The 26,368-nt window shown below is 62.9% G+C and carries 20 protein-coding genes; 14 read left to right on the top strand and 6 right to left on the bottom strand.

The features are described 5' to 3' along the window. Positions 1–52: 52 nt before the first annotated feature. Positions 53–1,909: a glycoside hydrolase family 16 protein gene (locus tag GTP46_RS27865; RefSeq protein WP_161009894.1), complete on the bottom strand. Its 1,857-nt coding sequence runs from the start codon at positions 1,907–1,909 to the stop codon at positions 53–55. A gap of 181 nt (positions 1,910–2,090) precedes the next feature. On the opposite strand from GTP46_RS27865, the gene GTP46_RS27860 reads away from it, so the two are divergent. Further along, positions 2,091–7,124 (top strand): response regulator, encoded by a 5,034-nt coding sequence (locus GTP46_RS27860; RefSeq protein ID WP_161009893.1) that lies wholly within the window; start codon positions 2,091–2,093, stop codon positions 7,122–7,124. On the opposite strand, the gene GTP46_RS27855 is transcribed toward GTP46_RS27860, so the two are convergent. Then, positions 7,100–8,260: a putative peptide maturation dehydrogenase gene (locus GTP46_RS27855; RefSeq protein ID WP_161009892.1), complete on the bottom strand. Its 1,161-nt coding sequence runs from the start codon at positions 8,258–8,260 to the stop codon at positions 7,100–7,102. The genes GTP46_RS27860 and GTP46_RS27855 overlap by 25 nt on opposite strands. 143 nt (positions 8,261–8,403) lie before the next feature. On the opposite strand from GTP46_RS27855, the gene GTP46_RS27850 reads away from it, so the two are divergent. After that, positions 8,404–8,655 (top strand): NHLP-related RiPP peptide, encoded by a 252-nt coding sequence (locus GTP46_RS27850; RefSeq protein WP_161009891.1) that lies wholly within the window; start codon positions 8,404–8,406, stop codon positions 8,653–8,655. A 12-nt stretch (positions 8,656–8,667) separates the two neighbouring features. Here the strand turns inward: GTP46_RS27850 and GTP46_RS27845 are convergent, their stop codons facing one another. Then, entirely contained in the window at positions 8,668–10,824 is a 2,157-nt protein-coding gene (locus GTP46_RS27845; RefSeq protein WP_161009890.1) for a gluconolaconase, read from the bottom strand. A 289-nt stretch (positions 10,825–11,113) separates the two neighbouring features. Beyond that, positions 11,114–13,357, bottom strand: a complete 2,244-nt coding sequence (locus GTP46_RS27840; protein ID WP_161009889.1) for a carboxy terminal-processing peptidase — start codon at positions 13,355–13,357, stop codon at positions 11,114–11,116. A 418-nt stretch (positions 13,358–13,775) separates the two neighbouring features. On the opposite strand from GTP46_RS27840, the gene GTP46_RS27835 reads away from it, so the two are divergent. From GTP46_RS27835 to GTP46_RS27825, 3 genes are all read left to right on the top strand, one after another. Further along, complete coding sequence (locus GTP46_RS27835) at positions 13,776–15,788, top strand: methyl-accepting chemotaxis protein (RefSeq protein ID WP_161009888.1); 2,013 nt, start codon at positions 13,776–13,778, stop codon at positions 15,786–15,788. 95 nt (positions 15,789–15,883) lie between these two features. Then, complete coding sequence (locus GTP46_RS27830; RefSeq protein WP_161009887.1) at positions 15,884–16,486, top strand: SCO family protein; 603 nt, start codon at positions 15,884–15,886, stop codon at positions 16,484–16,486. Next, the gene (locus tag GTP46_RS27825; protein WP_161009886.1) at positions 16,483–16,911 is read left to right on the top strand and encodes a copper chaperone PCu(A)C; all 429 of its coding nucleotides are present in this window, start codon (positions 16,483–16,485) and stop codon (positions 16,909–16,911) included. Before GTP46_RS27830 ends, GTP46_RS27825 begins: the two co-directional genes overlap by 4 nt. On the opposite strand, the gene GTP46_RS27820 is transcribed toward GTP46_RS27825, so the two are convergent. Beyond that, the gene (locus GTP46_RS27820; protein WP_161009885.1) at positions 16,895–17,500 is read right to left on the bottom strand and encodes a TetR/AcrR family transcriptional regulator; all 606 of its coding nucleotides are present in this window, start codon (positions 17,498–17,500) and stop codon (positions 16,895–16,897) included. The genes GTP46_RS27825 and GTP46_RS27820 overlap by 17 nt on opposite strands. An 87-nt stretch (positions 17,501–17,587) precedes the next feature. Here GTP46_RS27820 and GTP46_RS27815 point away from each other — a divergent pair, with 87 nt between their 5' ends. The 9 genes from GTP46_RS27815 to GTP46_RS27775 are packed head-to-tail and all read left to right on the top strand — an operon-like array spanning position 17,588 to position 25,801. Continuing rightward, positions 17,588–18,868: an NAD(P)/FAD-dependent oxidoreductase gene (locus GTP46_RS27815; protein WP_161009884.1), complete on the top strand. Its 1,281-nt coding sequence runs from the start codon at positions 17,588–17,590 to the stop codon at positions 18,866–18,868. Next, the gene (locus GTP46_RS27810) at positions 18,850–19,632 is read left to right on the top strand and encodes a DUF1365 domain-containing protein (RefSeq protein WP_229259136.1); all 783 of its coding nucleotides are present in this window, start codon (positions 18,850–18,852) and stop codon (positions 19,630–19,632) included. The genes GTP46_RS27815 and GTP46_RS27810 overlap by 19 nt, the downstream gene beginning before the upstream one ends. Continuing rightward, positions 19,629–20,834 carry an SAM-dependent methyltransferase gene (locus tag GTP46_RS27805; RefSeq protein WP_161009883.1) on the top strand — a complete coding sequence of 402 codons (1,206 nt, stop codon included), beginning with the start codon at positions 19,629–19,631 and terminating at the stop codon, positions 20,832–20,834. The genes GTP46_RS27810 and GTP46_RS27805 overlap by 4 nt, the downstream gene beginning before the upstream one ends. Further along, entirely contained in the window at positions 20,803–21,366 is a 564-nt protein-coding gene (locus tag GTP46_RS27800; RefSeq protein WP_161009882.1) for a chalcone isomerase family protein, read from the top strand. The genes GTP46_RS27805 and GTP46_RS27800 overlap by 32 nt, the downstream gene beginning before the upstream one ends. Continuing rightward, positions 21,363–22,565, top strand: coding sequence for an MFS transporter (locus GTP46_RS27795; protein ID WP_161009881.1), 1,203 nt, complete (start codon positions 21,363–21,365; stop codon positions 22,563–22,565). The genes GTP46_RS27800 and GTP46_RS27795 overlap by 4 nt, the downstream gene beginning before the upstream one ends. After that, positions 22,562–23,095, top strand: coding sequence for a DUF3833 domain-containing protein (locus GTP46_RS27790; protein ID WP_161009880.1), 534 nt, complete (start codon positions 22,562–22,564; stop codon positions 23,093–23,095). The genes GTP46_RS27795 and GTP46_RS27790 overlap by 4 nt, the downstream gene beginning before the upstream one ends. After that, positions 23,083–23,859 carry an SDR family NAD(P)-dependent oxidoreductase gene (locus tag GTP46_RS27785; protein ID WP_161009879.1) on the top strand — a complete coding sequence of 259 codons (777 nt, stop codon included), beginning with the start codon at positions 23,083–23,085 and terminating at the stop codon, positions 23,857–23,859. The genes GTP46_RS27790 and GTP46_RS27785 overlap by 13 nt, the downstream gene beginning before the upstream one ends. After that, the gene (locus GTP46_RS27780) at positions 23,856–24,275 is read left to right on the top strand and encodes a nuclear transport factor 2 family protein (protein ID WP_161009878.1); all 420 of its coding nucleotides are present in this window, start codon (positions 23,856–23,858) and stop codon (positions 24,273–24,275) included. Before GTP46_RS27785 ends, GTP46_RS27780 begins: the two co-directional genes overlap by 4 nt. Further along, a complete protein-coding gene (locus GTP46_RS27775; protein ID WP_161009877.1) occupies positions 24,272–25,801 on the top strand; it encodes a cryptochrome/photolyase family protein in 1,530 nt (509 codons plus the stop codon). The genes GTP46_RS27780 and GTP46_RS27775 overlap by 4 nt, the downstream gene beginning before the upstream one ends. Here the strand turns inward: GTP46_RS27775 and GTP46_RS27770 are convergent. Further along, positions 25,788–26,321, bottom strand: a complete 534-nt coding sequence (locus GTP46_RS27770) for a hypothetical protein (RefSeq protein ID WP_161009876.1) — start codon at positions 26,319–26,321, stop codon at positions 25,788–25,790. The genes GTP46_RS27775 and GTP46_RS27770 overlap by 14 nt on opposite strands. Positions 26,322–26,368 lie beyond the last annotated feature (47 nt).

Genomic DNA, 26,368 nt, shown 5'->3' with positions numbered 1-26,368 from the left:
TCCCCCATTTCTACACGAGCTCATGCTCGAATGGAGGACCTGACCCCGGAGTTTATTGCATGGTGTAGCTTTGCTGGGCGGTGTCGACGGCGTAGTTGTTGGTGGTGTCCCAGTAGGTGAAGTTGTAGCGCACCACGTCACCTGCCTTCAGCCCGCTTGCGGTGTAGCTGTTGACCCCGCTCGCTTGCGTCATCCTCACGTTCAGCTGGCCACCGTTGTTGACCGTGTAGTGCACGTCCGCCCAGCTTGAGGTGTTGACGGTGAACTTCAACATCGTTGAGCTGGTTTGCGAGACTGCTGGAGCCGGCGTTGGCGTCGGTGTTGGCGTTGGCGTTGGCGTTGGCGTTGGCGTTGGCGTTGGCGTTGGCGTTGGCGTTGGCGTTGGAGTCGGTGTTGGAGTTGGAGTTGGCGTCGGTGTTGGCATAGGAACCGGCACGCCACTATCCCAGATGATGTCATCAAACGACATCTGGAACGCCGACTGCGGCAACGCCGCGCCATCGCTGGCCACCTGGAACAAATCCAGCATCGATTGCAACGCCACTTTCGATCCTGCCAGGTCGGCAATCGGGATGGTCGCCGTGCCCCAGTCGCCATTGCGCACCAGCCCGTAGGTGGTGGTGTTGGCCGGGAACTTCACAGCGTTCTGGTTAGTGTACGTATCCTGAATGCCGACCGTGAACGCCACGTTGGCAGGAATCTTGATCTTCAGCTTCATATTCCCATTGCGGAAGCCGCTCATATCGCGCGCCTGCCGCGATTCGACGCTACCGCCAAACCACGAGCCCGGCGTATTGAAACTCCACGACAGCGCATTCGCGCCCTCATACGCCGGAATCGTCCCAGCCGAGGTCGATCCGGTATTCCACACGAACACATCCGACGTATTGCCCGCATCCAGCTTGTTGTTGACTGCCGTGGTGTCTGTGTACACGCCGAACTTGCCCACTTCCGCCGGGGTCTGGTTGCCCAGCTTGACCGAGCCCTTGCCGTCCAGCTGGTAGACGCGCACATAGTCGACGTACATGGTGCCCGGCAGCGGCGCTGTCACCTGCGCCGGCGTCGCCGCGTCGGTAAAGTTGCCGCCCACGGCCAAATTGAACAGCAAGTAGAACGGCGCCTGCAGCGCGGTCGAGTTCACCGGCAACGTGCTGTTGTACATGTCGTACTCGAGGCCATTGTCGATCACGGTGAAACGCATCTGCGATTCGGTCCAGTAGAAACGGTAGATCACGAAACGGTTGGCAAACGATTGCGACGGCACGTACCAGTTCTTGGTCTGCCACGCGGTCGAGGCGGCGCAGCTTTCGTTACCCGTCACGCAGGCCGCCTGCTGCCAGGTGATGACATTCGAGCCGACAAAATTATCAATAGCAGGCGTTGGCGTGCCCGCGGCCGCGCGGCTGCTGGCCTTGTGCCCTGCTTCCATGATGTCGATCTCGCCCTTGCGCGGCCACGCTTGCGGGCTCACGCCCAGCATCCACGCGGCTGGCCACAGGCCCACGCCCAGCGCTGGCGAGGCCATGCGGATTTCCACCATGCCGTACTGCACTTGCACTTTATTAAAGGAGTCGATTTTGCCCGATGTGAAGACGTTGCTACCCACCGTCTGGCTGCGCGCCTGGATCGCCAGCGCCCGCGTGGCCGTTTCAAACGGCACGTTGACGATAGACAGGTTGTTCGGACTGTAGTATTCCAGCTCCTGGTTGCCATAGCCGCACAGGTTAATCTGGCAGCCATTACCATCGAATGCGGTCCACAAACTGGTGTTGAGCGACGTGCCGTTGAACTCTTCCGACCACAGCAAAGCGCCGATGACAGGGCTGGTGACGCTGGCTGCTGCCGGCATGCCGTAGGCCAGCGCAAGGCTGGCAGCAACAGCGGACAAAACGAATTTCTGTTTTTTCATTATGTCTCCTTATCCACACTCCGAACAAATTGGAAACGATTCCAATTGCGAGCTCAAAATATATTCCGGTAAATATTTTTTGTCAATCGCTGTGCGCAAGCGTGCACAACTTGACGTAATAAATAGACAGTAGACCAACTATTCCGTATCCTTCCAGACGCAAGAACCATTGCCATTGGGCATGGGTGCTCTTATACGGTTATTTGTGCGCGATTCCTTCTTTACTGTAGCTGGCCGCAACCTGGTGGCCGCCTTGGCGCTAGCACCGCTGCTGGCCGTCGCCGCGCCGACGCCGTGGCAAAAACTGGCGCCCACCATGTTCGAGCACCTGGTGCCGGCCGAACGCGGCTTCCCGAATCCGATCACCATGAGCATCGCCCAGGATGGCGACGGCTTCCTGTGGTTTGCCACCCAGTCCGGCCTCGGCCGCTGGGACGGCTACCGCATGCGCAATTTCTTCTTCAGCGCTGAAGACGCACACTCGCTGCCCGCCGATTTCGTACAAACCCTGCACGTTGACCGCTGGGGCCGCCTGTGGCTGGGCACCACCACCGGCGGCGTCGCCATGTACGACAAGCACAACGAATATTTCGTGCGCTACCCTGCCGGCCCCAAGGGCCTGAGCAGTCCGGTGATCAGCGCGCTGACCAGCGACGCCAACGGCGGCATCTGGGTCGGCACCGCTGCCGGCCTCGACTACATTGACACAGCCCGCGGCGGCGTAGTGCGCCACTATCCGCGCGACGCCAGCGCCGCCGGCGGCGCGCGCGCCAACCAGATCCGTTCGCTGGCCATCGATCCGGCCGGCGCCTTGTGGATCGGCTCCAACGCTGGTCTGTCGCGGCGCGACGCTGCCAGCGGCCAGGTCGAAGATCTACCCTTCCTCAATGGCAGCGGCGCCGGCGACGCCGTGTTGTCGCTGGCCAGCAGCCGCGCCGGTGAAGTGGTGTTCGGCACATTGAAAAGCGGCGTCGGCGTGGCCCACGCGGGCGACGGCGCGCGCTTGCTGGCGCTCGACCAGGTCAAGGACGCGGCCAGCGCCATGGTGCTGTCGCTGGCCGAAACCGTGCCCGGCACCTGGTGGGCCGGCACCTACGGCGGCGGCGTGATCGAGTTCGATACCAGCGGCCATGGCCGCCGTATCGTGCACCGCCCGGCCATGCCGGTCAGCCTGGCGCATGACCGCGTGGCCGCCATCTGGCGCGACCGCAGCGGCCTAGTGTGGGTAGCCAACGAACGCGGGGTCGATATCCATAACCCCGCCAATCACAGTGTCGACACCATCCTCGACGGCGTTGGCCTGGCCGAGATTTCCGCCTTCGCCTTCATGAGCGACAGCGGCGGGCGCTTATGGGTAGCGCTGGGCGACCAGGGCATCGACCTGATCGCGCCCGACGGCAACCGCAGCGCCGGTTTGCGTCCCGATCCGAACCAGCCCGACAGCGCCCTGCCCAAGCGCCTGATCCTCGGCATGACCGAGGCCGAACCGCAGGAAGCCTGGATCGCCACCGCGCTCGGCCTGTACCACACCAGCGCCAAAGGCAGCCGCGTCAACCGCGTGGCGCTGCCGCTGGGCGATCCGTATCCGCGCATCGGCGCCATCGTGCGCCAGGGCGAGATTCTATGGCTGGCCGTACCGAACGGCCTGATGCGCTATGACTTGCGCAGCCGCAGCGCCCAGGTCTACGGCCAAAGCCAGGCCGCCGCCGGCGGACTCAGCGACAACCGCATCACCGCCCTGCGCGCCGCCGACGATGGCGCCATCTGGGTCGGCACCCGCAACGGCCTGAATCGTTTTGATCCAGCCAGCGGCAAGGCCGAGCAAATCCTGCCGGATCCAGTGCACGCCCATGCGCTGCCGCGCGGCGTCATCACCAGCATGGCCTTCGACCGCAAGGGCCGGCTGTGGGTTGGCAGCATCGGCGACGGCATCGGCATTCTCGATGGCCGCGCTGAAGACGGCTCGCGCCGCTTCCTGCGGCTGAACATGACCATCGGTCTGCCGAGCAACACCGTCGCCGCCCTGCATCCCGACCAGAACGGCCGCATGTGGGCCTCCAGTTCCGACGGCATTGCCGTGATCGACCCGGCCTCGCTGCAAGTACAGGTGCTGGACCGCGCTGCCGGTCTGGTGTTCCAGCCCTACATCGTCGGCGCGGTCGGCGTGACGGCGCAATCCGACATCGTGTTCGGCACCTCGGGCGGCTACGCCGTGGTACGTCCCGAGCCGCCCAAACCATGGCATTACCAGCCACCGCTGGTGGTCAGCTCGGTGCGGCTGGACCGCGATGCGGTCGCGCCCGCGTCACTGCTGGCGCCGGGCGCACCGGCGCTGGCCATCCCGCCCGGCACTCGCAAAGTCGAAATCGAAGTAGCCTCGCTGGACTTTTCCTCCAGCCAGCGCAACCGCTACGCCTTCAAGCTGGAAGGCTATGACAAGGACTGGGTCGAAGCCGACGCCAGTCGCCGCATCGCCACCTACGCCAACGTACCGCCCGGTCACTATCGCCTGTTGATGCGCGGCAGTAATCGCGATGGCGCCTGGAGTCCGCACGAACTGAGCATGGTGCTGCACTTCTTGCCGGCGTGGTATCAGACGTGGTGGGCGCGCCTGGGCGCGGCACTGGCCCTGATGGCAGGTACTTTTGCCTTGTACCGCTGGCGCGTGCGCAACCTGCAGCAGCAAGTGTATTCGCGCACCCTGCACCTTGAGCGCGTGCATGCCATCGTCAAATCCATCAACGACGAGCTGGACTTCGACGCCCTGCTGCACACCATCTTGCGCGAATCGAGCGCGATTGGCGAAGTGGGCGTGGCCTATGCGCTGATCTGCGAAGCTCCGGGCGGCCCGCTGGCCATCCGCGCCAGCTGGGGCCACGACGCGCTGCCGTCGGCGCGCGCCGGCATGTCGCTGGCGGCGGCGCAATCGCAGTTTGTCGATGCATCGACCGTGGTGGCGCCTGATATGTACCTTAAACAAAGCACCATGCTGGCGATCCGCATCCGCGTAGAGCAGCAAATGCAGCAGGTGCAAGGCTACCTGGTGTTCAAACAAAGCACGCCGTTTGCGCGCAAGGACCTGGAGATGTTCAAGGCGCTGAAGGAGCCGTTCGTGTCGGCCTTTCAGAAAGCCAGCGCCATCAGCGCCATCCAGCGCGCCCGCGCCGAAGCGGAAGCCTCAACCCGCGCCAAGAGCGAATTCCTGGCCAACATCAGCCACGAAATCCGCACGCCGATGAATGCGATTCTCGGCTTTGCCGGCCTGGGTACGCATCTTGAGCTGCCGGCCAAGCCGCGCGACTACTTCACCAAGATTGGCCGCGCAGGACAGAACCTGCTCAGCATCATCGACGACGTGCTGGACTTCGCCAAAATCGAATCGGGCAAGCTGGAGCTGGAAGCCGTACCGTTCGACCTCGGCGAGACGCTGGATCAACTGGCCGATCTGTTCTCCTGGCGCGCGGCGGAAAAAGGGCTGGAGCTGCTGGCATGGGCCACGCCGGATGTGCCGCTGCGGCTGGTCGGCGATCCACTGCGCTTAAATCAAGTGCTGGTCAACCTGGTCGGCAATGCGTTGAAATTTACCGCGAGCGGCCACATTGGCCTGCGGGTGGAATTGATCGATGCCGATGCTGCGCCGGTGCGGCTGCGCTTCATCGTCGAAGACACCGGCGTCGGCATCAGCGAAGAGCAGCAGGCGCGCCTGTTCCGCGCCTTCTCGCAAGCCGACACCAGTACCACACGCCTGTACGGCGGCACCGGCCTGGGCCTGGCGATTTCACAGCAGTTGGTGCAAGCCATGGGCGGCGTGATCGCCATCGACAGCCAGCCGGGCCTCGGCAGCCGCTTCTATTTCGAACTGGCGCTGCAACGTCAGCACCAGGCGCCGGCGCCGCAAGCGCTGCCGGAACAAGCTGTGGGCAAGCGCATCCTCGTGGTCAACAACAACGCCATGCTGCGCGATATGCTGGAGCGCCAGCTGCGCCATGATGGTTTCGACGTCCATCTGGTCAACAGCGGCGCGGCGGCGCTCGATTATCTGGCACGCCAGCCGGCCGACCTGGTACTGCTGGACTGGGACTTGCCGGTGATGAACGGCGGTGAAACGGCGCGCCGCATCCACGCCGACGCTGCCCACGCACAACTGCCGCTGGTACTGGCCATGACCGAGTTCTCGCGCGAAGCGGCGGAGCTGGCCGCCGAGCAGGCAGGCATTGCCGCCACGCTGGTCAAGCCGCTGCATCCGCAACAGCTGCGGGAAGCGATGCTGGTCGGACTCGGGCTAGCGCTGCCGGCGCATCCGGCGTACGCGGTCCAGCCAAAACCATCGGATATGGCGCAGCGCATTGCCGGCATGCGCGTGCTGGTGGTGGACGACAATGTCATCAACCAGCAGGTGGCGCGCGAAGTGCTGCTGCGCGCTGGCGTACTGGTGGAACTGGCCGGCAGCGGCGCCGAGGCGGTGCTGATGGTGGACCAGAATCCGTTCGACGCAGTGCTGATGGATATCCAGATGCCAGGCATGGATGGTTACGAAGCGGCGGCCCGCATCCGCAGCAAGCCGCAGCACGCGCAGCTGCCGCTGATCGCCATGACGGCGCACGCGGTGGCCGGCTTCCGTGAGAGCAGCCTGGGCATGGGCATGAACGATTACGTCACCAAGCCGATCGATCCGGAGCGTTTGTTCACGGTGCTGGCCGGCCAGCTGCGCCGCACGGCAGTGCTAGCAGCGGCCGCGCGCGCGATGACCGGCGTGGCCAGTCCGGCCGCCGCCGCTGTTGCACCGGCTGCGGCTGCGGCTGACCAAGCCGGCGCGCCCGCCGCATTGGACGACGCTATCGCGGCCCTGCCCGGCGTTGACATCCCGGAAGTACTGGTGCGGCTGGGCGGCAATCGCCAGTTGCTGAACGCTTTGCTGGACCGCTTCCTGCTCGATTTCGACAGCACGCCGCAGCGCCTGCTGAGCGCAATGGAAAGCGGCACCTACGACCAGGCCACGCTGCTGGTGCACAAGGTACGTGGCGCTGCCGGCAACCTGTCAATGCAGGAACTGCACCGCGCTGCAGGGGAGTTGGAACAACTGCTGCTGTCGCCGCGCCGCGCGCAATGCGAGGAAGAACTGGCGGCATTTGACGCCGCGCTGGAACTGGTGCTGGACGGTGTACGGGCGCTGGATGGCCCGCCTGCTGGTCAGATCGCGTCGGTCTCGCCGTAGCGTAATTCCACCGTGGTACGCTCGCCCTTGCTGGCCGGGCCGCAGCCGCACACCGCCACCACCGCGTGGCGCAAGTGGTCCAGTCCCAGCATCTTCTCGATGTCGGCATCGTTGATGGCGGCGGTAACGAAAGCCGGCATGCCGGCCTCCGATGCCAGCAGATAAAAGGTCTGCGACAGATGGCCGGCATCCAGCGCCAGCGCGCGGTAGGCCTTCTGGTGATTGCGGTACTTCCAGAAACTGCGTTCCATGCGGCCCACCATCAGCACCTGCAAGGGCGCATCGGCCAACCAGTGCTGGTCGGCCAGGATCTCGCGCGCCAGCGCCGCCGCTTCCGCGCTGCCGAGACTGCGCAGCGGACGCAGTTCATGTTCAATCGGATGGTAGTGATACAAGCCCGGCGCCACGCCGTCCACGCGCTGCACCAGCACAAACGCTTCAATCGGATGCAGGCCACCGCCGGACGGACTGGTCTTCTTCAGCACCGACGCATGCGGACCGACCATGCGCACTTCCTGCGCGCCGAATGCGCGGTGCAGCAAGCGCGCTGCCACGTCCAGCGGCACGCTGGCTTGCAAGTCAAAATTGCGGCCGGTGTAGCGTTGCAGCAGTTGTTCATCCATGCGGCCAGCGGCAGCGACCGGCAGCTTGAGCGCACCGTCGGCCGGCAAGTCCAGCGTTGGCGGCGGCGGTTCGCCGAATTGTTCCAGCAGCGACTGGAAGCTCGGCGCTTCCATGCCGTTCTCGCTGCTGACTTCACGCCAGCGGCCAAACGTGTGGGCCAGCGCCGACAGCGGACGCCAGTGCGTGGCACGCAGCGTTTCGTCGCGCTCACGCGCGGCCGTGTGTGTTTCGTCGTCGCTGAGCAGCAAACCCAGTTCCAGCAAGCGCGCGATGCAATCCGCACCGTGACGCTGCTCTACTTCCGCGCGTTCGCTCCAGACCGTCTGGCTGGCCGCGCCCAAGGCCGCCAGTTCGGCAGCGTTGATATTCAATTCCTGATCGAGATGCGGCGCCATTGCCACCCACTGCATATTCGCCGCCAGCGCGCTGCCGCCGGCCAGCACGGCGCGCCAGTCGATGGACAGGTTTTCGCGGGATTCGATGTACAGCACGGCGCAGCGGCGGATCTTCATGGGCGGTGATTTCGACGTTTAGAGTGCCCGCAGTCTAGCGTATGCACCCGGCCCTTGGCAAAGAAATGCGTTTGCCGTAGCATGCCCTCGGCAGCGCGACCATGCGCCGCCACCAACCTTCAAAACTAAGGGACAACTACAACATGCATACTTCCAGCGAACTCAGCGCCATCATCGACAAACTGGCCGGCGACACCCAGTTCCGCGAACACCTGCACAGCGATCCGGTTGCTGCGCTGGCCAGCCTCGGCGTCACGCTGCAGCCGGAGCACGTGCCGGAAAACATCAGCCTGCCATCAGCCGCTTCGCTGGCAGCTGACAAGGGCGAACTGCAAGCCAAGCTGGAAACCACCGCTTCCATGCTGCCGTTCCTGCTGTCGGGTAACGTCGCCTAACAGTTCTTCGCGCTAGTCGATCGTAACCGCCAGCTCGCGGTTGCGATTGGCGGCGTTGCCGGCATAATCCTCCGCCGTGATGCGCAGGATGTAATTGCCCGGCCCCAGCTCCCCCACCTGCCACGCGCCCGGCGTCAGCTTGCCGTTGATGAGCTTGTTGTTGATGGCGTAGACAAAGCGCGTCTCTGTTGCGCCATGCACTGTGATACCGCTATTGGCCGCGTACACCAGCTTGACCGCATCGCGGTTGCGCGGCAGACGGTCGTACTGCTGCGTGATGATGGGCTCGGCCATGCCGGGGATGGTTCCGCCATCCTGGTTCAACAATTGATAGCCCAGCTTGTAGAGGCCGAGACGGCGGCGCTTCTGGTTGCCGTTGATCTGGTCGCTGGCGTCGACCACAATTTGCACTTCGCCGAGGCGTTGCGGAATCACCAGGCGGCCGTCACGCTTTTCAGTCAGCGCCTTGCCGTCCGTGCCCACCACGGTGATGCTGTTGATCTCCGGCGCGATGGTGTCTTCCAGATCGATAAACGGCAACAGCAGCGGATTCAGCGGACCACCATTCGGCTTGTAGTCGAGGTGGACGTGGGCCATGCGGTTGATGGTGCCCAGCGTTTCGCCCGATTCAAAACGGGTGCCGCGTTTGACGCGCACGGATTCCGCCACGCCCTTCTGGTTTTTGGAAATCAGGAAGCGCTGGTCGATGGCTTTGTCCCGGGTATCGCGGCCGACGCGCATGTGCACGTACTGCATGCCGCCTAAGGCCAGGCCTTCCGACAAATCGCCATAACCCCAGCTGGCGCGCGGGTCGGTGACCTTGCCGGCGCCGATGGCTTGTACCGGCGTGCCAATCGCTGCCTGCACGTCGAGACCGGTGTGGAAATGGTCGCGGTTCTCGCCGTCGAAATTGCCGCGCACCTCGCCCATCAGGCCCACCACTTCATGCGGCTTGTTCTGCGGCTTGACCGGCCACTGCATGGTGGCGCTGTGCGACGGCAGGCCGGGCGGCGGGCCGTCCGGCTGCGGCTCATCCTTTTCGTCGGCCATCACGATTTGATGCAGGCGGAAGGTGGCGCCATCGGTGACAAACAGCGAGCCGTCTTTGGCGACGGCGATGCCGCGCGGCGAGTACAGGCGCACCCCGCCATCCGAGCCGTACTGCTGAACCGGATGATCGACATCCTGCAGCGCCACCACCTCACCAGCCGGCGTGATCTGCGCCACGCGGCCGTGTGCGCTGCTGGCGATGTACAGGAAGCCATCCTTGGTCAGCGCAATGCCGACTGGCGAGCGCAGCAGCGAATCGCGGTCGTCTTCCTTGGCGGTGGCAATGGTGCTGACAGTGCCATCCTTGCCGATCTTGCGGATCGCGTGGTTGGCGGTATCGGCAATGAAAATCTCGCCCTCGGTGTTGAGCACCAGGCCGGTTGGCGTATCGAATAGCGCCTCTGCCGCCGGACCGTCGGCCTTGCCGGCGCGCTTGCCGCCAGCGATGGTGCTCACTGTGCCGTCCGGTGCGATGCGACGGATGCGGTCGTTATAGGTATCGGCCACGTAGACATTGCCACCGCCATCGACCGCCACGCCAACTGGACCATTGAACTGCGCGCCCGCGCCTTTGCCGTCCTTATCGCCCGCCATGCCGTCGCCGGCCAGCGTCGAGACGGTGCCGTCAGGCGTAATCTTGCGGATCGCGTTGTTGCCGGTGTCGGCCACGTACAGGTTGCCAGCCGCATCAACCGCCATGCCGGACGGCGTGTTGAATGCAGCAGCGCTGCCCTTGCCTTCCGCGTAGCCTTCCGTACCGCCGGCCAGCACCGTGCTGCCGCCGAGCGCGTCGATCTTGCGGATGGTGTTGTTGTCGCCGCCATCAGCGACGTAGAGATTGCCGTCCTTGTCGACGACCACACCAAACGGATCGGAAAACCGCGTACGGCGGCCGCCGCCATTACTGGCGCCAGGCAAGCCGTCGCCGGCGATGTTGGTCACACGCGCAAACCACTTGGTGGGTGTGCCCTGCGCTGCCGATGGCCGCGCGACTTCTGCAGTGTCTGGGTCGGCGTGGGATGCCTGCTTCTGCACCACCACATACGCCACACCACCACCGACCGCCGCGCCACCCAAGGCCAGCGCAGCCAATGCGAGTTTGAATTGAGTTGGAGACACTTGCCTGAACCTAAACGTTGACTTATGGAAATCTTAACACGCTTGGGCTGCATTCCGGACAAAAAAAAGCCCGCTCAAGGAGCGGGCTGAAGTCTATTTCCTTGGAGGAGAATAGAGGAGACAAGCGAAGTATGCTGCGCTACAGCATATCAGTCCAATTTATCTTCCGGATGATAGATATTCACACATAGAATATCTTTACAGAAACACCCCCACCTTGGCGGCATAAATAAAAAGGGCGAGCCTGCGGTGACAGGACTCGCCCTTCTGGCCGGCGCCTTAGCGCGGTTTATTTGCTATCGGCAGCGTATGGCAGCACGCGGGATGCCATGCGGGTATCGGTTTTCAGAACCGCCACCTCGTCCGCCAAGATGTGAACGGCTTCGTTCAGCAGTACATCTTTCGCGGCCTTGGCGGCTTTTTCCGCTTCCAGCTCGGCGGCCAGTGAGCGCTCGGCGCCTTGCAGGCCGTCGTCGCTGCGCAGCGCGCCTTTGACTGCCGCCACTTTGGTCTTGGCATTGGCTGGCTTGGCACCGGTGGCCGCCTTCAGCGCTTCTTTCGGATCTGGCACCAGGATAGGATCATCCGCACCCGGCGTGTTCGACAGCAGGCGGGCTTCACGCAGCTTGGCGCGGGCTTCCTGCTGGTCCCGTTCCTTGCGGCGCACGGTTTCGTTCAGCGAGATCGAATTTTCCTTGCGCTGCTTTTTCACCAGTGCGATGTCTTCCGCCAGGTACTGGAAGTCCTTATCCTTGGACACGCGCGCCTCGTGCTTTTTATCCAGCAACGGCACGATTTCCTTCATGTCGCCAGTCGGGATGTAAATCGCCGGCTTGATCTGGGTCCACGGCAAGGCGTTCTCGTAGCTCGATTCGCCAAAGGTATCCGAATCGCCCATGGTCGGCAGCTTGATGTCCGGCGTCACGCCGCGCAGCTGGGTGGTGCCGCCGTTGATGCGGAAGAATTGCGCGATGGTGAACTTCAGCTCGCCGTAGTGCACCTTGTCGTTCTGGGCAAAGCGGTCCAGCCCGAACAGGGTTTGCACCGTGCCCTTGCCGAAGCTTGGCTCGCCGATGATGATGCCACGGCCGTAATCCTGGATCGCCGCCGCGAAAATCTCCGACGCCGAGGCCGAACCACGGTTCACCAGCACGCCCATCGGGCCATCCCAGGCCATGCCCGGATCGGTGTCGCTTTCCACTTCAACCTTGTTGTCGCCGTTGCGCTGCATGACCACTGGGCCTTTGTCGATGAACAGGCCGGTCAGCTCCACTGCTTCGGTCAGCGAGCCGCCGCCGTTGTTGCGCAGGTCGATCAGCACGTTGTCGACTTTGTCTTTCTTCAGCTCGGCCAGCAGACGCTTGACGTCGCGGGTGGCGCTCTTGAAGTCCTTGTCGCCCTTGCGGCGCGCTTCGAAGTCCATGTAGAAGGTCGGCAGCGAAATCACACCAACGCGGCGCTTGGTGGCGCCATCCTTGATTTCATAAATCGACTTCTTGGCCGACTGCTCTTCCATGCTGATCTTCTGGCGCACCAGCGAGACGAACTGGTGTTTGGCGTCGGCACCACCATCGGCTGGAATGATTTCCAGCTTGACGGTCGAATCCTTGGCGCCGCGAATCAGCGCCACCACGTCGTCCAGGCGCCAGCCCAGCACTTCGGTCATCGGGGTTTTCTCGTCCTTGGCGACGCCGACAATCTTGTCGCCGACCTTGATCTTGCCCGACAGGCCAGCCGGGCTGCCGGTCACCACTTCGCGCACCACGGTGTAGTCGTCGCGCGATTGCAGCACGCAGCCAATGCCTTCCAGCGACAGGCGCATGGCGATGTCGAAGTTCTCAGCCGCGCGCGGGCCCAGGTAATTGGTATGCGGCTCGATCGACATGGCGTAAGCGTTCATGAAGATCTGGAACACGTCTTCATTGGTCAGCTTGCGCGATGGGCTGAGGTAGCCTTCATAGCGTTTATCCAGCGTCTCGCGGATGGCTTTGTCTTCCTTGCCGGCCAGTTTCAGGCGCAGCCATTCATTCTTGACGCGCTTGCGCCACAGTTCCTTGACCTCGCCGTCGCTCTTGGCCCACTCGGCTTTCTCGCGGTCGTACTGGTAGCTCTCGTCGGAGGTGAATTCGAATTTGCCTTTGTTGACCAGTTCGCGTGCATAGGCGATGCGCTCGTTGAAGCGCTGCTGGTACAAATTGAAGATGGCGAAGGGGACGCTGAGATTTTCGCCGGTGATGGCGTCGTCCAGGCGGGTGCGCACGATGGCGTACTGGTCGATGTCGGCCTGGGTGAAGAACATTTTTTCCGCATCCAGCGACTTGAAGTAGCGGTCGAAGATTTTCTCCGACATGGCGTCGTCAAGCGGCGCTGGCTTGTAGTGCAATTTGCTCAGTACGCGCGAGGCCCACAGGGCGGCTTGCGCCTGGCCCGGCTGGGGCTTGAGCTGGGTGTCGGCCGTTTTCTCTGGCACGGCAGCGCCGGCCTGCACTGACAGGGCCGAGAGGACGGCCACCAACAGCATTTGCTTCTTCATCGGCTTACTCCGAAACGATATTAATCAATGTTTGCTGCTGCTTCATTCTACAGGATAGCAACCGCAACACGGGACTGGTATTTCCGAGTTTCCCTGTCTAAGCTTAAGGGTGGCTGAAATGAAACGTTCTGCAAGGCTTTGGACTAAGTAATAACACTTAACTTTTGCCAACTTTCCGTTCAAGCTATTGTTTTATAATAGAAAATCTTTTGAGGATACCCTCCAAATTGTTGCCACTCGGAAAAAATCTGGTATCATGGCGGTCTTGATTTAGTTTCATATTGACGGCCCTGCCAGGCAACACACAAGCGGCAGTGCTCACTTGTCTTATGCAGATGCTCCTCCATCCCCGGAGCATGCTCGATTCCGAGCGACCTCAACCGCAGTACTTTTTCTAAAAACATCAATGAAAACAATAATGAATCCCCGCGACTGGGGTGTCGGTAGCAAGATTACCGTTTTTACGTTTGGCCTGATCAGTGTGATCCTGGCACTGCTGCTCACCCTGATCAACATGAGCACCTCCTCCATGCTGAAAGACCGCGCCAAGGCAAACGTTGCCAACACGCTGGGCGGCATCAGCAATACCGTGGAAGTGTTCAATACCGCCATGATGAATGAAGCGTCGAGCTTTGCGCGCCTGTTTGCGTCGCAATTCAACGGCGGCCAGTTCACGCTGGACCCGTCCGCCACCGTCAACATCGGCGGCAAGCCAACGCCTTCGCTCAAGCACGGCGGCAAGGCACTGAACCTGGACTTCAGCATCCCTGACAAATTCACCGGCGAAACCGGCGTGATCGCCACCGTGTTTGCCGCCAACGGCGACGAATTCGTGCGCGTGACCACCTCGCTGAAAAAAGAAAACGGCGATCGCGCCGTCGGCACCCAGCTGGACCACGCTCACCCGAGCTATCCGCTGCTGCGCGCCGGTAACAACTACATCGGCCTGGCCACCCTGTTCGGCAAGCAGTACATCACCCAATACGATCCGATCAAGGACAGCAGCGGCAAAGTTATCGGCGTGCTGTTCATTGGCCTCGATATTTCGAAGAACATGGCCATGCTGAAGGAAAAAATCAAGGCCATCAAGATCGGCGAAACCGGCTACGTCTACGTGCTGAACGCAGCCGCTGGCAAGAACGAAGGTTTTGCGCTGGTCCACCCTACGCAAGAAGGCAACAGCCTGCTGGACAGCAAGAGCATCGATGGCCGCATGTTCGTCAAAGATATGCTGGAAGCCAAATCGGGCAGCATGACCTACGACTGGGCCGACAAGGCCGGCGACACTCCGCGCGAGAAAATGGTCGAGTTCCACACCTACAAGCCATGGAACTGGCTGATCGTCGGTGGCACCTACACGGAAGAAATCACCCAGGAAGCCGGCCAGCTGCGCAACCGCTACGCGCTGCTGGGCCTGATTGGTCTGGTGCTGTTTGCCGTGGTGCTGTTCCTGCTGGTGCGTGCCGTGGTATCGCGTCCGCTGGCGCGTGCTACCGAAGCCGCCGACCGCATTGCCAAGGGCGACCTCGACGTGCACCTGCAGATCGATAACAAGGATGAAATCGGCCTCGTGCTGCGCTCGCTGAACAACATCAGCGACAACCTGTCCGGCGTGGTTGGCCAGGTGCGCAGCGGCGCCGAGCAGATCACCACCGCGTCAAGCGAAATCGCCCAGGGCAACCTCGACCTGTCAGGCCGTACCGAAGAGCAGGCCTCCAGCCTGGAAGAAACCGCCGCCTCGATGGAAGAATTGAGCAGCGCCGTGACCCAGAATGCGGAGAACGCCTCGCAAGCCAACCAGATGGCACTGGCCGCTTCCGGCATCGCCGTCAAAGGTGGCGAAGTAGTGGCGCAAGTGGTGGAGACCATGGGCTCGATCAACGATTCCTCGCGCAAGATTGTGGACATTATTTCGGTCATCGACGGCATCGCCTTCCAGACCAACATCCTGGCGCTGAACGCCGCCGTGGAAGCGGCCCGTGCCGGCGAACAAGGCCGCGGTTTCGCCGTGGTTGCTTCGGAAGTGCGTAACCTGGCCCAGCGCTCGGCCACCGCCGCCAAGGAAATCAAAGGCCTGATCGACGACTCCGTCAGCAAGGTCGAGATGGGCAGCAAGCAGGTGGAACAAGCCGGCACCACCATGCGTGAAGTGGTCGACAGCGTGCGCCGCGTGACCGACATCATGGCCGAGATCAGCCACGCCAGCGAAGAGCAGCGCGCCGGCATCAGCCAGGTGCATGAGGCCATCACCCAGATGGACCAGGTAACCCAGCAGAACGCCGCGCTGGTGGAGGAAGCCGCCGCCGCTGCCGCCGCACTGCAAGATCAGGCCCATGAACTGGAAGACGTGGTCCGCATCTTCAACCTGGGCAGCCACACCGGCAAGCCACAGCTGCGCAACCAGCAGAAACAATACCTGGCGCTGAAATAATCCCCTCCCGCGCCAAGCAGGCCGCCCCCGTGAAAACGGGCGCGGCTTTTTTTATTTATAATAGTTGGCTGTCACCCTGCTTGACTGGATTTTTTATGCAACGCCGCTTATTTATTTCATCGCTGGCCGCACTGCCGCTGGTGAGCCATGCCGCCAGCTTCACCGCTGTCGACATCACCGGCGCCAACATCGGCCCGGACTACCAGCTGTTCTACAGCGACGGCAAGCCGGCTTCGCTGCGCGACTTCAAGGGCAAGGTGGTGATGCTGTTCTTCGGTTTCACCCAATGTCCAGACGTGTGTCCGACGACGCTGGCGCGTGCGGTGGAGGTCAAGCGCCTGCTGGGCGCGGATGGCGACAAGCTGCAAGTAGTGTTCGTCACCGTCGATCCCGAGCGCGACACCGGCCCGCTGCTGGCCGAGTATATGCGCGCTTTCGATCCGAGCTTTGTCGCGGTGCGCGGCAACCTTGAGCAGACTGCCAAGGCCGCCAAGGACTTCAAGATTTTCTACCGCAAGGTGCCGAGTGGCAGTTCCTACACCATGGACCACACCGCCCTCACCTATGTGTTCGACACCAGCGGCAAGATCAGGCTGGCAGTCAAACACGAACAAACGCCGCAGCAGTGCGCCGCCGACTTGCGTCAGCTGATGGCTCCGAAAAAAGAAACCGGCTTCCTGAAAGGACTATTCCAATGAAAAAACTGCTTTCCCTGATGCTGCTGGCCGCCCTGCCGGCGCTGGCCCAAGTCACCGTGAGTGAACCGTGGGTGCGTGCCACCGTGGCAGCGCAAAAAGCCACCGGCGCTTTCATGACGCTGACCTCGACCCAACCGGTCACGCTGGTGGGCGTCAGCTCGCCGGCCGCCGGCGTGGTTGAAGTGCATGAGATGAAAATGGAGAACGATATGATGCGCATGCGCCAGCTGCCATCGCTGCCGCTGCCGGCTGGCCAGCCAGTCAAGCTGGCGCCAGGCGGCTATCACCTGATGCTGCTGGACCTGAAGCAGCCATTGAAAGACGGTGACAAGGTCGCCCTGACTTTGGAAATTGAAGACGCTAAAAAAGTCCGCAGCACAGTCGTGGTGGACGCGCCAGTCAAACCGCTCAACGCAGCCCACTAAATGTAATCGTCAGCATGTGCTGGACGATGTCATCGTCCGCCATCTTGCTGAATTTTTTAAGGTATTCCACAGCAGGATCGCAGGTGCGGGCGTAGTAGCTGAACAGGATGGCGTCGGAAGGCAAGGCCTTGTTCAGCCGCCCGTCCTTCTGCCCCTGCTTGACCAGCGCTTCCAGCTGGCGATTTAACTTCACCACGCGAAGCATGTACTTCACGTTGCGCATCAACATATCGCGCACATGCGGACTGGTGGATGGCAGGAAGGGCAAGCCGCCCTGCAACCTCACCCGCAGCGCCCACTCCAACAAGGCCGACAGCTTCTCCACCGCGCTAAACGCCGGATCCAACCCGGCCACCTGCTCAATCGCCTCATCCAGCAGCCGTATCATCGCTTCGCCCACCAGTTCTTCCTTGGACTTGAAGTGCTTGTACAGACTGGGTTTGGAGATGCCGACCGCGCCGGCCACATCATCCATCGTCATCAAGTCATAGCCCTTGCTGCCCAACACGGCCGTCGCCGCGTCGAGGATGGCGTTTTCACGCAGCTTGAAGGCTTGATCCTTGAAGCTGAATTTCGAAAGAATACTCATTGGTAAATTTTCGCTACTAATCAGTAGCGTTTCTGATTTGTTAGTAGTAATATTATCACGTCGGTATAAAAACAGTTCAAAACATTTATGAATACAGCGCGCAAACGCATTGCCGTGATCGGCGCCGGGATCGCCGGGCTGGCCTCCGCCTACTTCCTGAACCGCCGCCACGACGTGGTGCTGTTCGAGGCAGGCCGCTATCTGGGCGGCCACGCCAACACGGTCGATATCGAACTGGACGGCCAGCGCTGCGCGGTGGATACCGGCTTTTTGGTCTACAACGAAAAAACCTATCCCAATCTGATCGCTTTATTCGATGAGCTGGGCGTGGCCAGCATCGCCAGCGATATGTCGTTTGGCGTGTCGATGGACAATGGCGCGCTGGAATGGGCCGGTACCAATCTCGACACGGTATTCGCCCAGCGCCACCGCATCGCTTCGCCCGCCTTCCTGCGCATGCTGCGCGATATCCTGCATTTCAACGGCCGCGCCGAGCAAGCGCTGGCCGAATGCGAGTCCGACGGCGCCACGCTGGAACAGCTGCTGGCGCACCACCGCTACGGCAATCTGTTCCGCGACGCCTACCTGCTGCCGATGGCGGCGGCCATCTGGTCCAGCTCGCCGCAAGACATTTTGCGTTTTCCGGCGGCGACTTTCCTGCGCTTCTGCCTCAACCACGCCCTGCTGCAAGTGAATGGCCGGCCGCAGTGGCGCACCGTGCGCGGCGGCTCGCGCCATTACGTTGAGGCCATCGCCGCCACCCTGCCCGACTGTCGCCTGAATACGCCAGTCACCAGCGTGCGCCGCGAAAACGGCCAGGCCATCGTCAGCCATGGCGAGCAAACCGACGTGTTCGATGCGGTGGTCTTCGCCACGCACGCCCCAACCACGCTAGCCATACTGGCCGACGCCAGCGACAGCGAACGCGCCATTCTCGGCGCGGTGCGCTACCAGCCGAACACCGCATGGCTGCACACCGACGCACGCCTGATGCCACAACGGCGCAAGGTATGGTCGGCATGGAATTATCTGTCGTCGCGCCAGGCCGACGGCCAACAGCCGGTATGCGTCAGCTATTGGCTGAACCAGCTACAAAGCCTGCCGTTCAGCCAGCCCGTGGTGGTCACCCTCAATCCGCCGGCGCCACCGGAAGCGGCATCAGTGCTGGCGCGCTTTGAATACGAACATCCGATCATGGACCAGCCGGCCATCGACGCCCAGCGCGCGCTGCCGCAGATTCAGGGCGGCGGTGGCGTCTGGTACGCCGGTGCCTGGACCGGCTACGGCTTCCATGAAGACGGATTGAAATCCGCGTTGCGCATCGCCCAAGCCTTCGATGCAGCCCCAGCATGGACGACGCTGCCATGAGGCCGGACGCGCCAGCGCAATTGATCCATGCACGCGTGATGCATGCGCGCTTGCGTCCCGTGCTGCATCGCTTTGTTTATCCGGTGTTCTATGTGCGACTGAACCTGGCACGGCTGGAAGAATGCCAGTTGCGCTGGTTCGGCGTTGACCGCCGCCGCCCGCTGTCGCTACGCACCCGCGATTACGGTCCGCGCGATGGCTCCAGCCTTGAACAATGGATGCGGGGTTTGCTCAGCGCGCACGGCATCGCAGCCGATGGCGAGATCTGGCTGCAAACCTTCCCGCGCGTGCTGGGCTACGCCTTCAACCCGGTCAGTTTCTGGCATTGCCACGATAGCGCAGGCCGGTTGCGCGCCGTGCTGGCCGAGGTCAATAACACCTTCGGCGAGACTCACCGCTACCTGCTGCAAGTCAGCGATGACGGCGTCGCCACCTGCGTCAAGCAGATGCACGTCTCGCCGTTTTGCCAAGTGACCGGCGACTATCGCTTCCGCTTTCACCTGGCCGCCGCGCAAGCGCGCACCAGCATCGATTATTACGACGAGCAAGGCCTGCTGATCCGCACCGCGCTGGCCGGCCGTGTCGAGCCCATGCGCGACCGCGCGCTGGCTGCAGCGCTGCTGCGCTATCCGCTGCTGGGCATAGGCGTCGTATTCCGCATTCACTGGCAGGCATTGCGTCTCTGGATCAAGGGCGTGCCTTTCTTCCGCAAGCCGCCGCGTTCCACCACCCACACCACCGTCCACGAGGAGCCGCTCCGATGAACCGCACGCTGCCGACTACGCTACAGACCGCGCCAGCCACCGCCCGTCTGTTCCTGAATCTGCTGGGCCGCCTCCGCCACGGCCACCTGGAGCTGATTACGCCAGACCACACCCGCATGGTGTTTGGCGACGCTCACACCGGCCCCGGCGCCACGCTGGAAGTGCATGACTGGCGTGCCTGCGCCAGCATTCTGCGCGCCGGCGATATCGGCCTGGGCGAAGCCTGGGGCGCCGGCTGGATCGACAGCCCGGATCTGGTCGCGCTGCTGCGGCTGGCGCTGCGCAATGAAGCGGCGCTGGAGCCGGCCGTATTCGGCGGCCTGCTGGCGCGTTGCTGGTACCGGCTGCGTCACTGGCTGCGTCCGAACACGCGCAACGGCAGCCGCCGCAACATCCATAGTCACTACGACATCGGCAATGACTTCTATCGCCTGTGGCTGGACCGCAGCTGGACCTATTCAGCCGCCATTTTCGATGGCGACTACACGCTGCCGCTGGAACAGGCGCAGCACCGCAAATACCAGCGCGTGATCAATACGCTGGGCCTGCGCGCCGGCGATCGGGTACTGGAGATCGGCTGCGGCTGGGGCGGTTTCGCGGAACACGCGGCGCGCCAGGGCATCCATGTGCACGGGCTGACCATCTCGCCATCGCAACTGAAGATCGCGCAGGAACGTATCGCCGCAGCGGGACTGGAGTCGCTGGCGCAGCTGGAGTTGCGCGACTACCGCGACATCAGCGGCAGCTATGACGCGGTAGTATCGATCGAAATGTTCGAAGCGGTCGGCGAGCGTTTCTGGCCGCAGTATTTCGACACAGTGCAGGCGCGGCTCAAGCCCGGCGGCAAAGCGCTGGTGCAGTCGATCACCATCGACGAGCGCCACTTCCCGCGATATCGCAGCAGCACCGACTTCATCCAGCAGTACATCTTCCCGGGCGGGATGCTGCCCAGCGTTGAGCGCTTTGAAGATCACGCCGCGCGCGCCGGCCTGCCTTGCGCAGAGCACTACGCGTTCGGCCGCGATTATGCAGAGACGTTGCGGCGCTGGCGCAGCGACTACCATGCGGCCCGCACGCAAGTGATGGCGCAAGGCTTCGATACCCATTTCATGCGCATCTGGGACCTGTATTTCGCATACTGCGAAGCTGCTTTCGACGAGGGCCGTACCGATGTGGTTCAATTCCTCCTGCACAAGCGCTAAGCGCCGCCGCTTGCTGGGCGCTGCACTGCTGTGCGCGTTCATGGCAGCGGCCAATGCGACGGCGGGCGTCGCCGACTGGCGCGCATTGCTGCCGCAGGCGCAAGCGCTGGGCGGCGGCGACATGACGTGGTTCGGCCTGCGCATCTACCGCGCCACATTGTGGTCGGCCAGCCGGCCGTTCGACGCCGCGCAACCGTTCGCACTACAACTGAGCTACTACCGTAGCATCAGCCGCGAGCGACTGGTCCGCACCAGCATCGACGAAATCCGCCGCCTCAGTCCTGCGCCGCTGCCCGCCCCCACACTGACGCGCTGGGAGGCGCTGCTCAACACCGCCTTCGTCGATGTCGCTGACGGCGACGAACTCACCGGCGTCTACCTGCCCGGCAGCGGCATGCGCCTGTACGATCGCCAGCGCCTGCTGGCCGAAGTGAATGATGAGGCGCTGGCGCGCGCATTCTTCGACATCTGGCTCAACCCGGACAGCCGCGACCAACGGCTGCGCCAGCGCCTGATCGGAGCGCAGCCATGAGCAACGCCGCCTACGGCCTGCTGGGCGCACCGCTGGCGATGGCGGCGCTGCCGCTGTTCGTGCAACTGCCTGCCTATTACGCCACGCATCTCGGCGTCGCGCTGGCACCGCTGGGTGGCGTGCTGTTTGCCGCGCGGCTGCTCGACATGCTGCAAGATCCGCTGCTCGGCCACCTGCTCGACCGCGCGCAAGCGCAACAGCGGCGCTGGATGGCGCTCGGCGCGGCCGTGCTTGCGCTGGCATTTGCCGCACTATGGCTGCCGCCGCCCGCCATCTCACCGGCCGCATGGCTGGCACTGATGCTGGTGATCGCTTACGGCGCACACAGCCTGGTCAACATCGCTTATCTGGCGTGGGGCGCACGCCTGCCTGAAGGGCTAGGCCCTATCGCCTGGCGCGAAGGCATGGGACTGGCCGGCATGCTGGCCGCCAGCCTCGTGCCGGCAGCGATCCTGGCCCAGGATGCGGCGCAAGTCCGCCCCCGCCTGGCCGCCTACAGCGTGGCCTTTGCGGTACTGCTGGCAGTAGCGACACTGGCATTGCTGCGCTATGCGCCAGCGCCGGCGCAACGCGGTGACAGCAGCAACAACGCCGACTGGCGCGCCACACTGCGCGCCATAGCCAGCAACCGCCCGCTGCGCGCACTCCTGCTGCCCTACTTTATCAACGCGTTAGCCATCGCTATTCCAGCCACACTGGCACTGTTTTACATCAGCGACCAGCTGGCTGCGCCGCACCTGTCCGGCGTCTTCCTCGCCTGCTATTTCGGTGCGGCGGCCTGCGCGCTGCCAGTGTGGACGGCGCTGGCCCGCAGGCACGGACCGCGGCAATGCTGGCGGTTCGGCATGCTGCTGTCCGTACTGGGCTTCTGCGGCGCGGCGCTGCTCGGCCCGGGCGACGTGCTGCCGTATGGCGCTGTCTGCATCGCCGCCGGCGCAGCGCTGGGCGCCGACCTGGCGCTGCCACCGGTGCTGCTGGCAAGCGCGCTGGGCGACCGTCTCGGGCCCGGCGCCGGCTTCGGCTTATTTACTCTGCTGGGCAAGCTGGCCCTGGCGCTGGCCGGCCTGACGCTACCGCTGCTGTCATGGCTGGATTACGCCCCTGGCGCAGGCGCCAGTACCGGCCTGGTGATGACTTACGCCGTTTTCCCTTGCCTGCTCAAATTGCTGGTCCTTGCGACCTTGAGGAGTCCCACATGAAACTGCAACAGATGGCAGTGCTGGCAGTCCTGCTGGCTGGCTGCGCCGGTCCCGATGTCCAGCAATACCGGAGCGTGACGCCGGCGCTGGACCTGGCCGAGTACTTCAACGGCACCACCGATGCGTGGGGCATGTTCCAGCGCCGGAATGGCGAAGTCGCCAAGCGCTTCCACGTCGAAATCATCGGCGTGCAAGATCAAAACAAGCTGACGCTGGATGAACGCTTCCACTACGACGATGGCAGCAAGCAGCAGCGCGTTTGGCATCTGGTACGCGGCGGCGATGGCCTGTGGCACGGCACCGCCGCCGACGTGAAAGGTGAAGCGCAAGGCGAAGTGGCCGGCAACGCGCTGCGCTGGCAATACACCTTGCTACTGCCGGTCGACGGCACCACTTACGAAATGCAGTTTGACGACTGGATGTTCCTGATCGACCGCTGCACCATGATGAACCGCGCCAGCATGCGCAAGTTCGGCATAGAACTCGGCCAAGTGACACTGACATTCCGGAGGCGCGCATGCAGCCCTTGAACCTTCCATTGCGCGACTGGACCGGCTTGCGGGTCTGGGTGATCGGTGCGTCCAGCGGTATTGGCGCGGCGCTGGTGCAGGACGCCTTGCAGGAAGGTGCGTGGGTAGCCCTGTCGGCACGCCGCATCGACCGTTTGCAAGCGGTCGCCGGCGGCCATCCGCAAGCACTGGTGGCGCCGCTCGACATCCTCGATACGCAAGCATGGCAGGAACGCCACGCGCAAATCTGCCAGCAATTCGGCGGCATTGATTTGATTGTGTTCTGCGCCGCCGAATACCATCCCGAACGCAGCTGGGAAGTCGATCCAGAAGGCGCTGCACGCACACTGCAGACTAACCTGGGCAGCGTCTACACCGGTTTGTCCACCGTGCTACCGGCCATGCTGGCGCGAGGCAGCGGCGGTATCGCCATCGTTGCCAGCGTAGCGGGCTATCTTGGCCTACCTAACGCCAGTGTGTATGGTCCCAGCAAGGCGGCGCTGATCAATCTGGCCGAACTGCTGTATGTGGACCTGCGCCCGCGCGGCCTGAGCGTCTACCTGATTAATCCCGGCTTTGTGCAAACACCGCTGACGGCCAAGAATAATTTCGCTATGCCGGCCCTGCAAACACCGCAGGCGGCGGCGCGCGCCATCCACCGCGGCCTTGCATCCGGACGTTTCGAGATACACTTCCCACGCCGCTTCACGCTGGCGCTCAAGCTACTGCGCTGGCTGCCCTACCGCCTGCGCTTCCCGCTGATTTCACGACTGGTACACCCATGACCAAGCTAGACGACCTGCTCGACTGGTACGCCACGATGACGCCGCACAGCATCGCCCGCGCCGGTGAACTGTACGCGGCCGACGCCCATTTCCGCGATCCCTTCAACGATGTGCGCGGCGTAGCGGCGATTGAAACCATCATGCGTCACATGTTCGTGCACAGCGAGAATCCGCACTTCATCATCAAGGAACGCATCGCGCAAGGCCAGCAGGCGTTTGCCACCTGGACCTTTGTCTGCACGTTGCGCGGCCGCGTGTACGAGGTAGTCGGCGCATCGCACTTCCGCTTCAACGACGAAGGCCTGGTGACGCTGCACCGCGACTACTGGGATGCGGCGGAAGAGCTGCTGCAAAAGCTGCCGGTGGTCGGCGCGCCGATCCGCTGGCTACGACGCCGCTTCGCTGCCACAACATGACCACATTGCGCCTGATCCTTGGCGATCAACTGAATTGCGAACACAGTTGGTACCAGCACGTCCGCAAAGACGTGGTGTACGTGATGATGGAGGTAAGACAGGAAACTGACTACGTCCTGCATCACGCGCAAAAAATCATCGCCATTTTCGCCGCCATGCGCGCGTTCTCTTCACGGCTGCACGCGGACGGCCATCAAGTCCATTACCTGACAATCGACGATGCCGATAATTTACAGTCCTTGCCGGACAATCTCAACGCGCTGATCGCCACCTACCGCGCCAAGGCGCTGGAATGGCAAGCGCCGGATGAATGGCGGCTGGACCAGCAACTGCACGATTACGCGCGCAACCTGCCGATCCGCACCGCGATGGCCGACACGGAACACTTCTACAGCGCGCGCGACGAAGCCGCCAGCATTTTCGGCCAGCGCAGCAGCTGGGTGATGGAGCACTTTTACCGCCAGATGCGGGTGCGGCATGGCGTGATGGTCAGCGCCACTGGCGCGCCATCCGGCGGCCGCTGGAACTTCGATCAGGACAATCGCGAGGCGTGGCCAGGTACGCCGTGGGAGCCTGCAGATTCAAGACCTGTCCACGATCACAGCGAGCTGTGGGCCAGCATCGAGAAGGCCGGCGTACGCAGTTTTGGCCAGCCACAGGCCGGCCATTTTCGCTGGCCGCTTGATCGCGACGAAGCGCTGGTGCAGCTGGAAGCCTTCATCGAGCATGCCCTGCCGAACTTCGGGCGCTTTCAGGATGCGATGAGTTACAAGGCCTGGCGTTTGTTCCACTCACTGCTGTCGTTTGCGATGAACTTGAAGATGCTGTCGCCGCGCACCGTGATCGAACGCGTCCAGCAAGCGTGGCGCGAAGGTCACGCGCCGGTGGCCGCCGCCGAGGGCTATATCCGACAAATCCTCGGCTGGCGCGAGTATGTACGCGGTGTGTACTGGCATCGCATGCCCGGTTATGCAGAGCTGAATGTCTTTGAGCACCAAACGCCGCTGCCATGGTGGTTCTGGAACGGCGAAACGCAGATGCGCTGCCTGTCCAGCGCCATCGGCCAGTCGCTGGAGCACGCGCACAGCCATCACATTAACCGGCTGATGGTGATCGGGAATTTTTCCCTGCTGGCTGGCCTATCGCCGCAACAGCTGCACCAGTGGTATCTCGGCATCTATATCGACGCCTTCGAATGGGTGGAACTGCCCAACACGCTGGGCATGAGCCAGTACGCCGACGGCGGCCTGCTGGCCACCAAGCCCTACGTCTCCAGCGCGGCCTACATCGACCGCATGAGCGACTACTGCAAGGGCTGCCACTACGACAAGAAGCAGCGCCTGGGCGAGCGCGCCTGTCCGTACAATGCCTTGTATTGGGATTTTCTGGACCGCAATCGCGCGCGGCTTGAGAACAATCACCGCATGGCGATGATGTACAAGCAGCTGCAACGCATCAGCGAGGAAGACCTTGCCGCCATCCGTGAACGGTCGGCGCAGCTGCGCGCCAACCTCAACGCAGCATAGCGATCGCCCACCACGCCAGGCCGGCAATCAGCAAATACGGCCAGGAGCGCAGCGAGATTTTCCAGTCCGTGCTCGATGGCCAGCAGGCCAGGAACTGCGGCGCCACTGCAAACGCCAGCGCCAGGTCGATCCATTGAAAGTGTAGTCCGCCGCGCGTACGCCACCACGCCACGATAAACGGTAGTACTACCACCACGAACGGCGCCAAGGCCGACGGCGCAGCGTTGTACCAGCGCACCCGCGTCAGGCGCACCGATCCCAGCTCCCAGCCCTGCCCCACGCGGCGTGGAATCACGGTGAAGGCGGCCGGCCGCGCGCCCGTCAGCAATCCGGCGACGAAATGCGCCAGCTCATGACAGATAGTGCCTGCAACGGTAAAGAGGAAAAAGAAGGGATGCCGCGCCGATAAAGCACGGATCAGCAGCGCCAACAGGAAGGACGGCGCCAGATAGATGAGGATGTCGCTATGCCGGCACAGCCACTCGGGGCCCAACACGCTACATTCAAACAGGCTGCTCATGCGGCATCCTCGCACGGACGCCGCAGGCAGTCAACGTCGTTCCCGCG

This window comes from Duganella flavida (assembly GCF_009857445.1).
Lineage (GTDB): Bacteria > Pseudomonadota > Gammaproteobacteria > Burkholderiales > Burkholderiaceae_D > Rugamonas > Rugamonas flavida.
The sequence above is the reverse complement of the archived record's forward strand: the minus strand, read 5'-3'. Positions and strand labels throughout refer to the sequence as shown.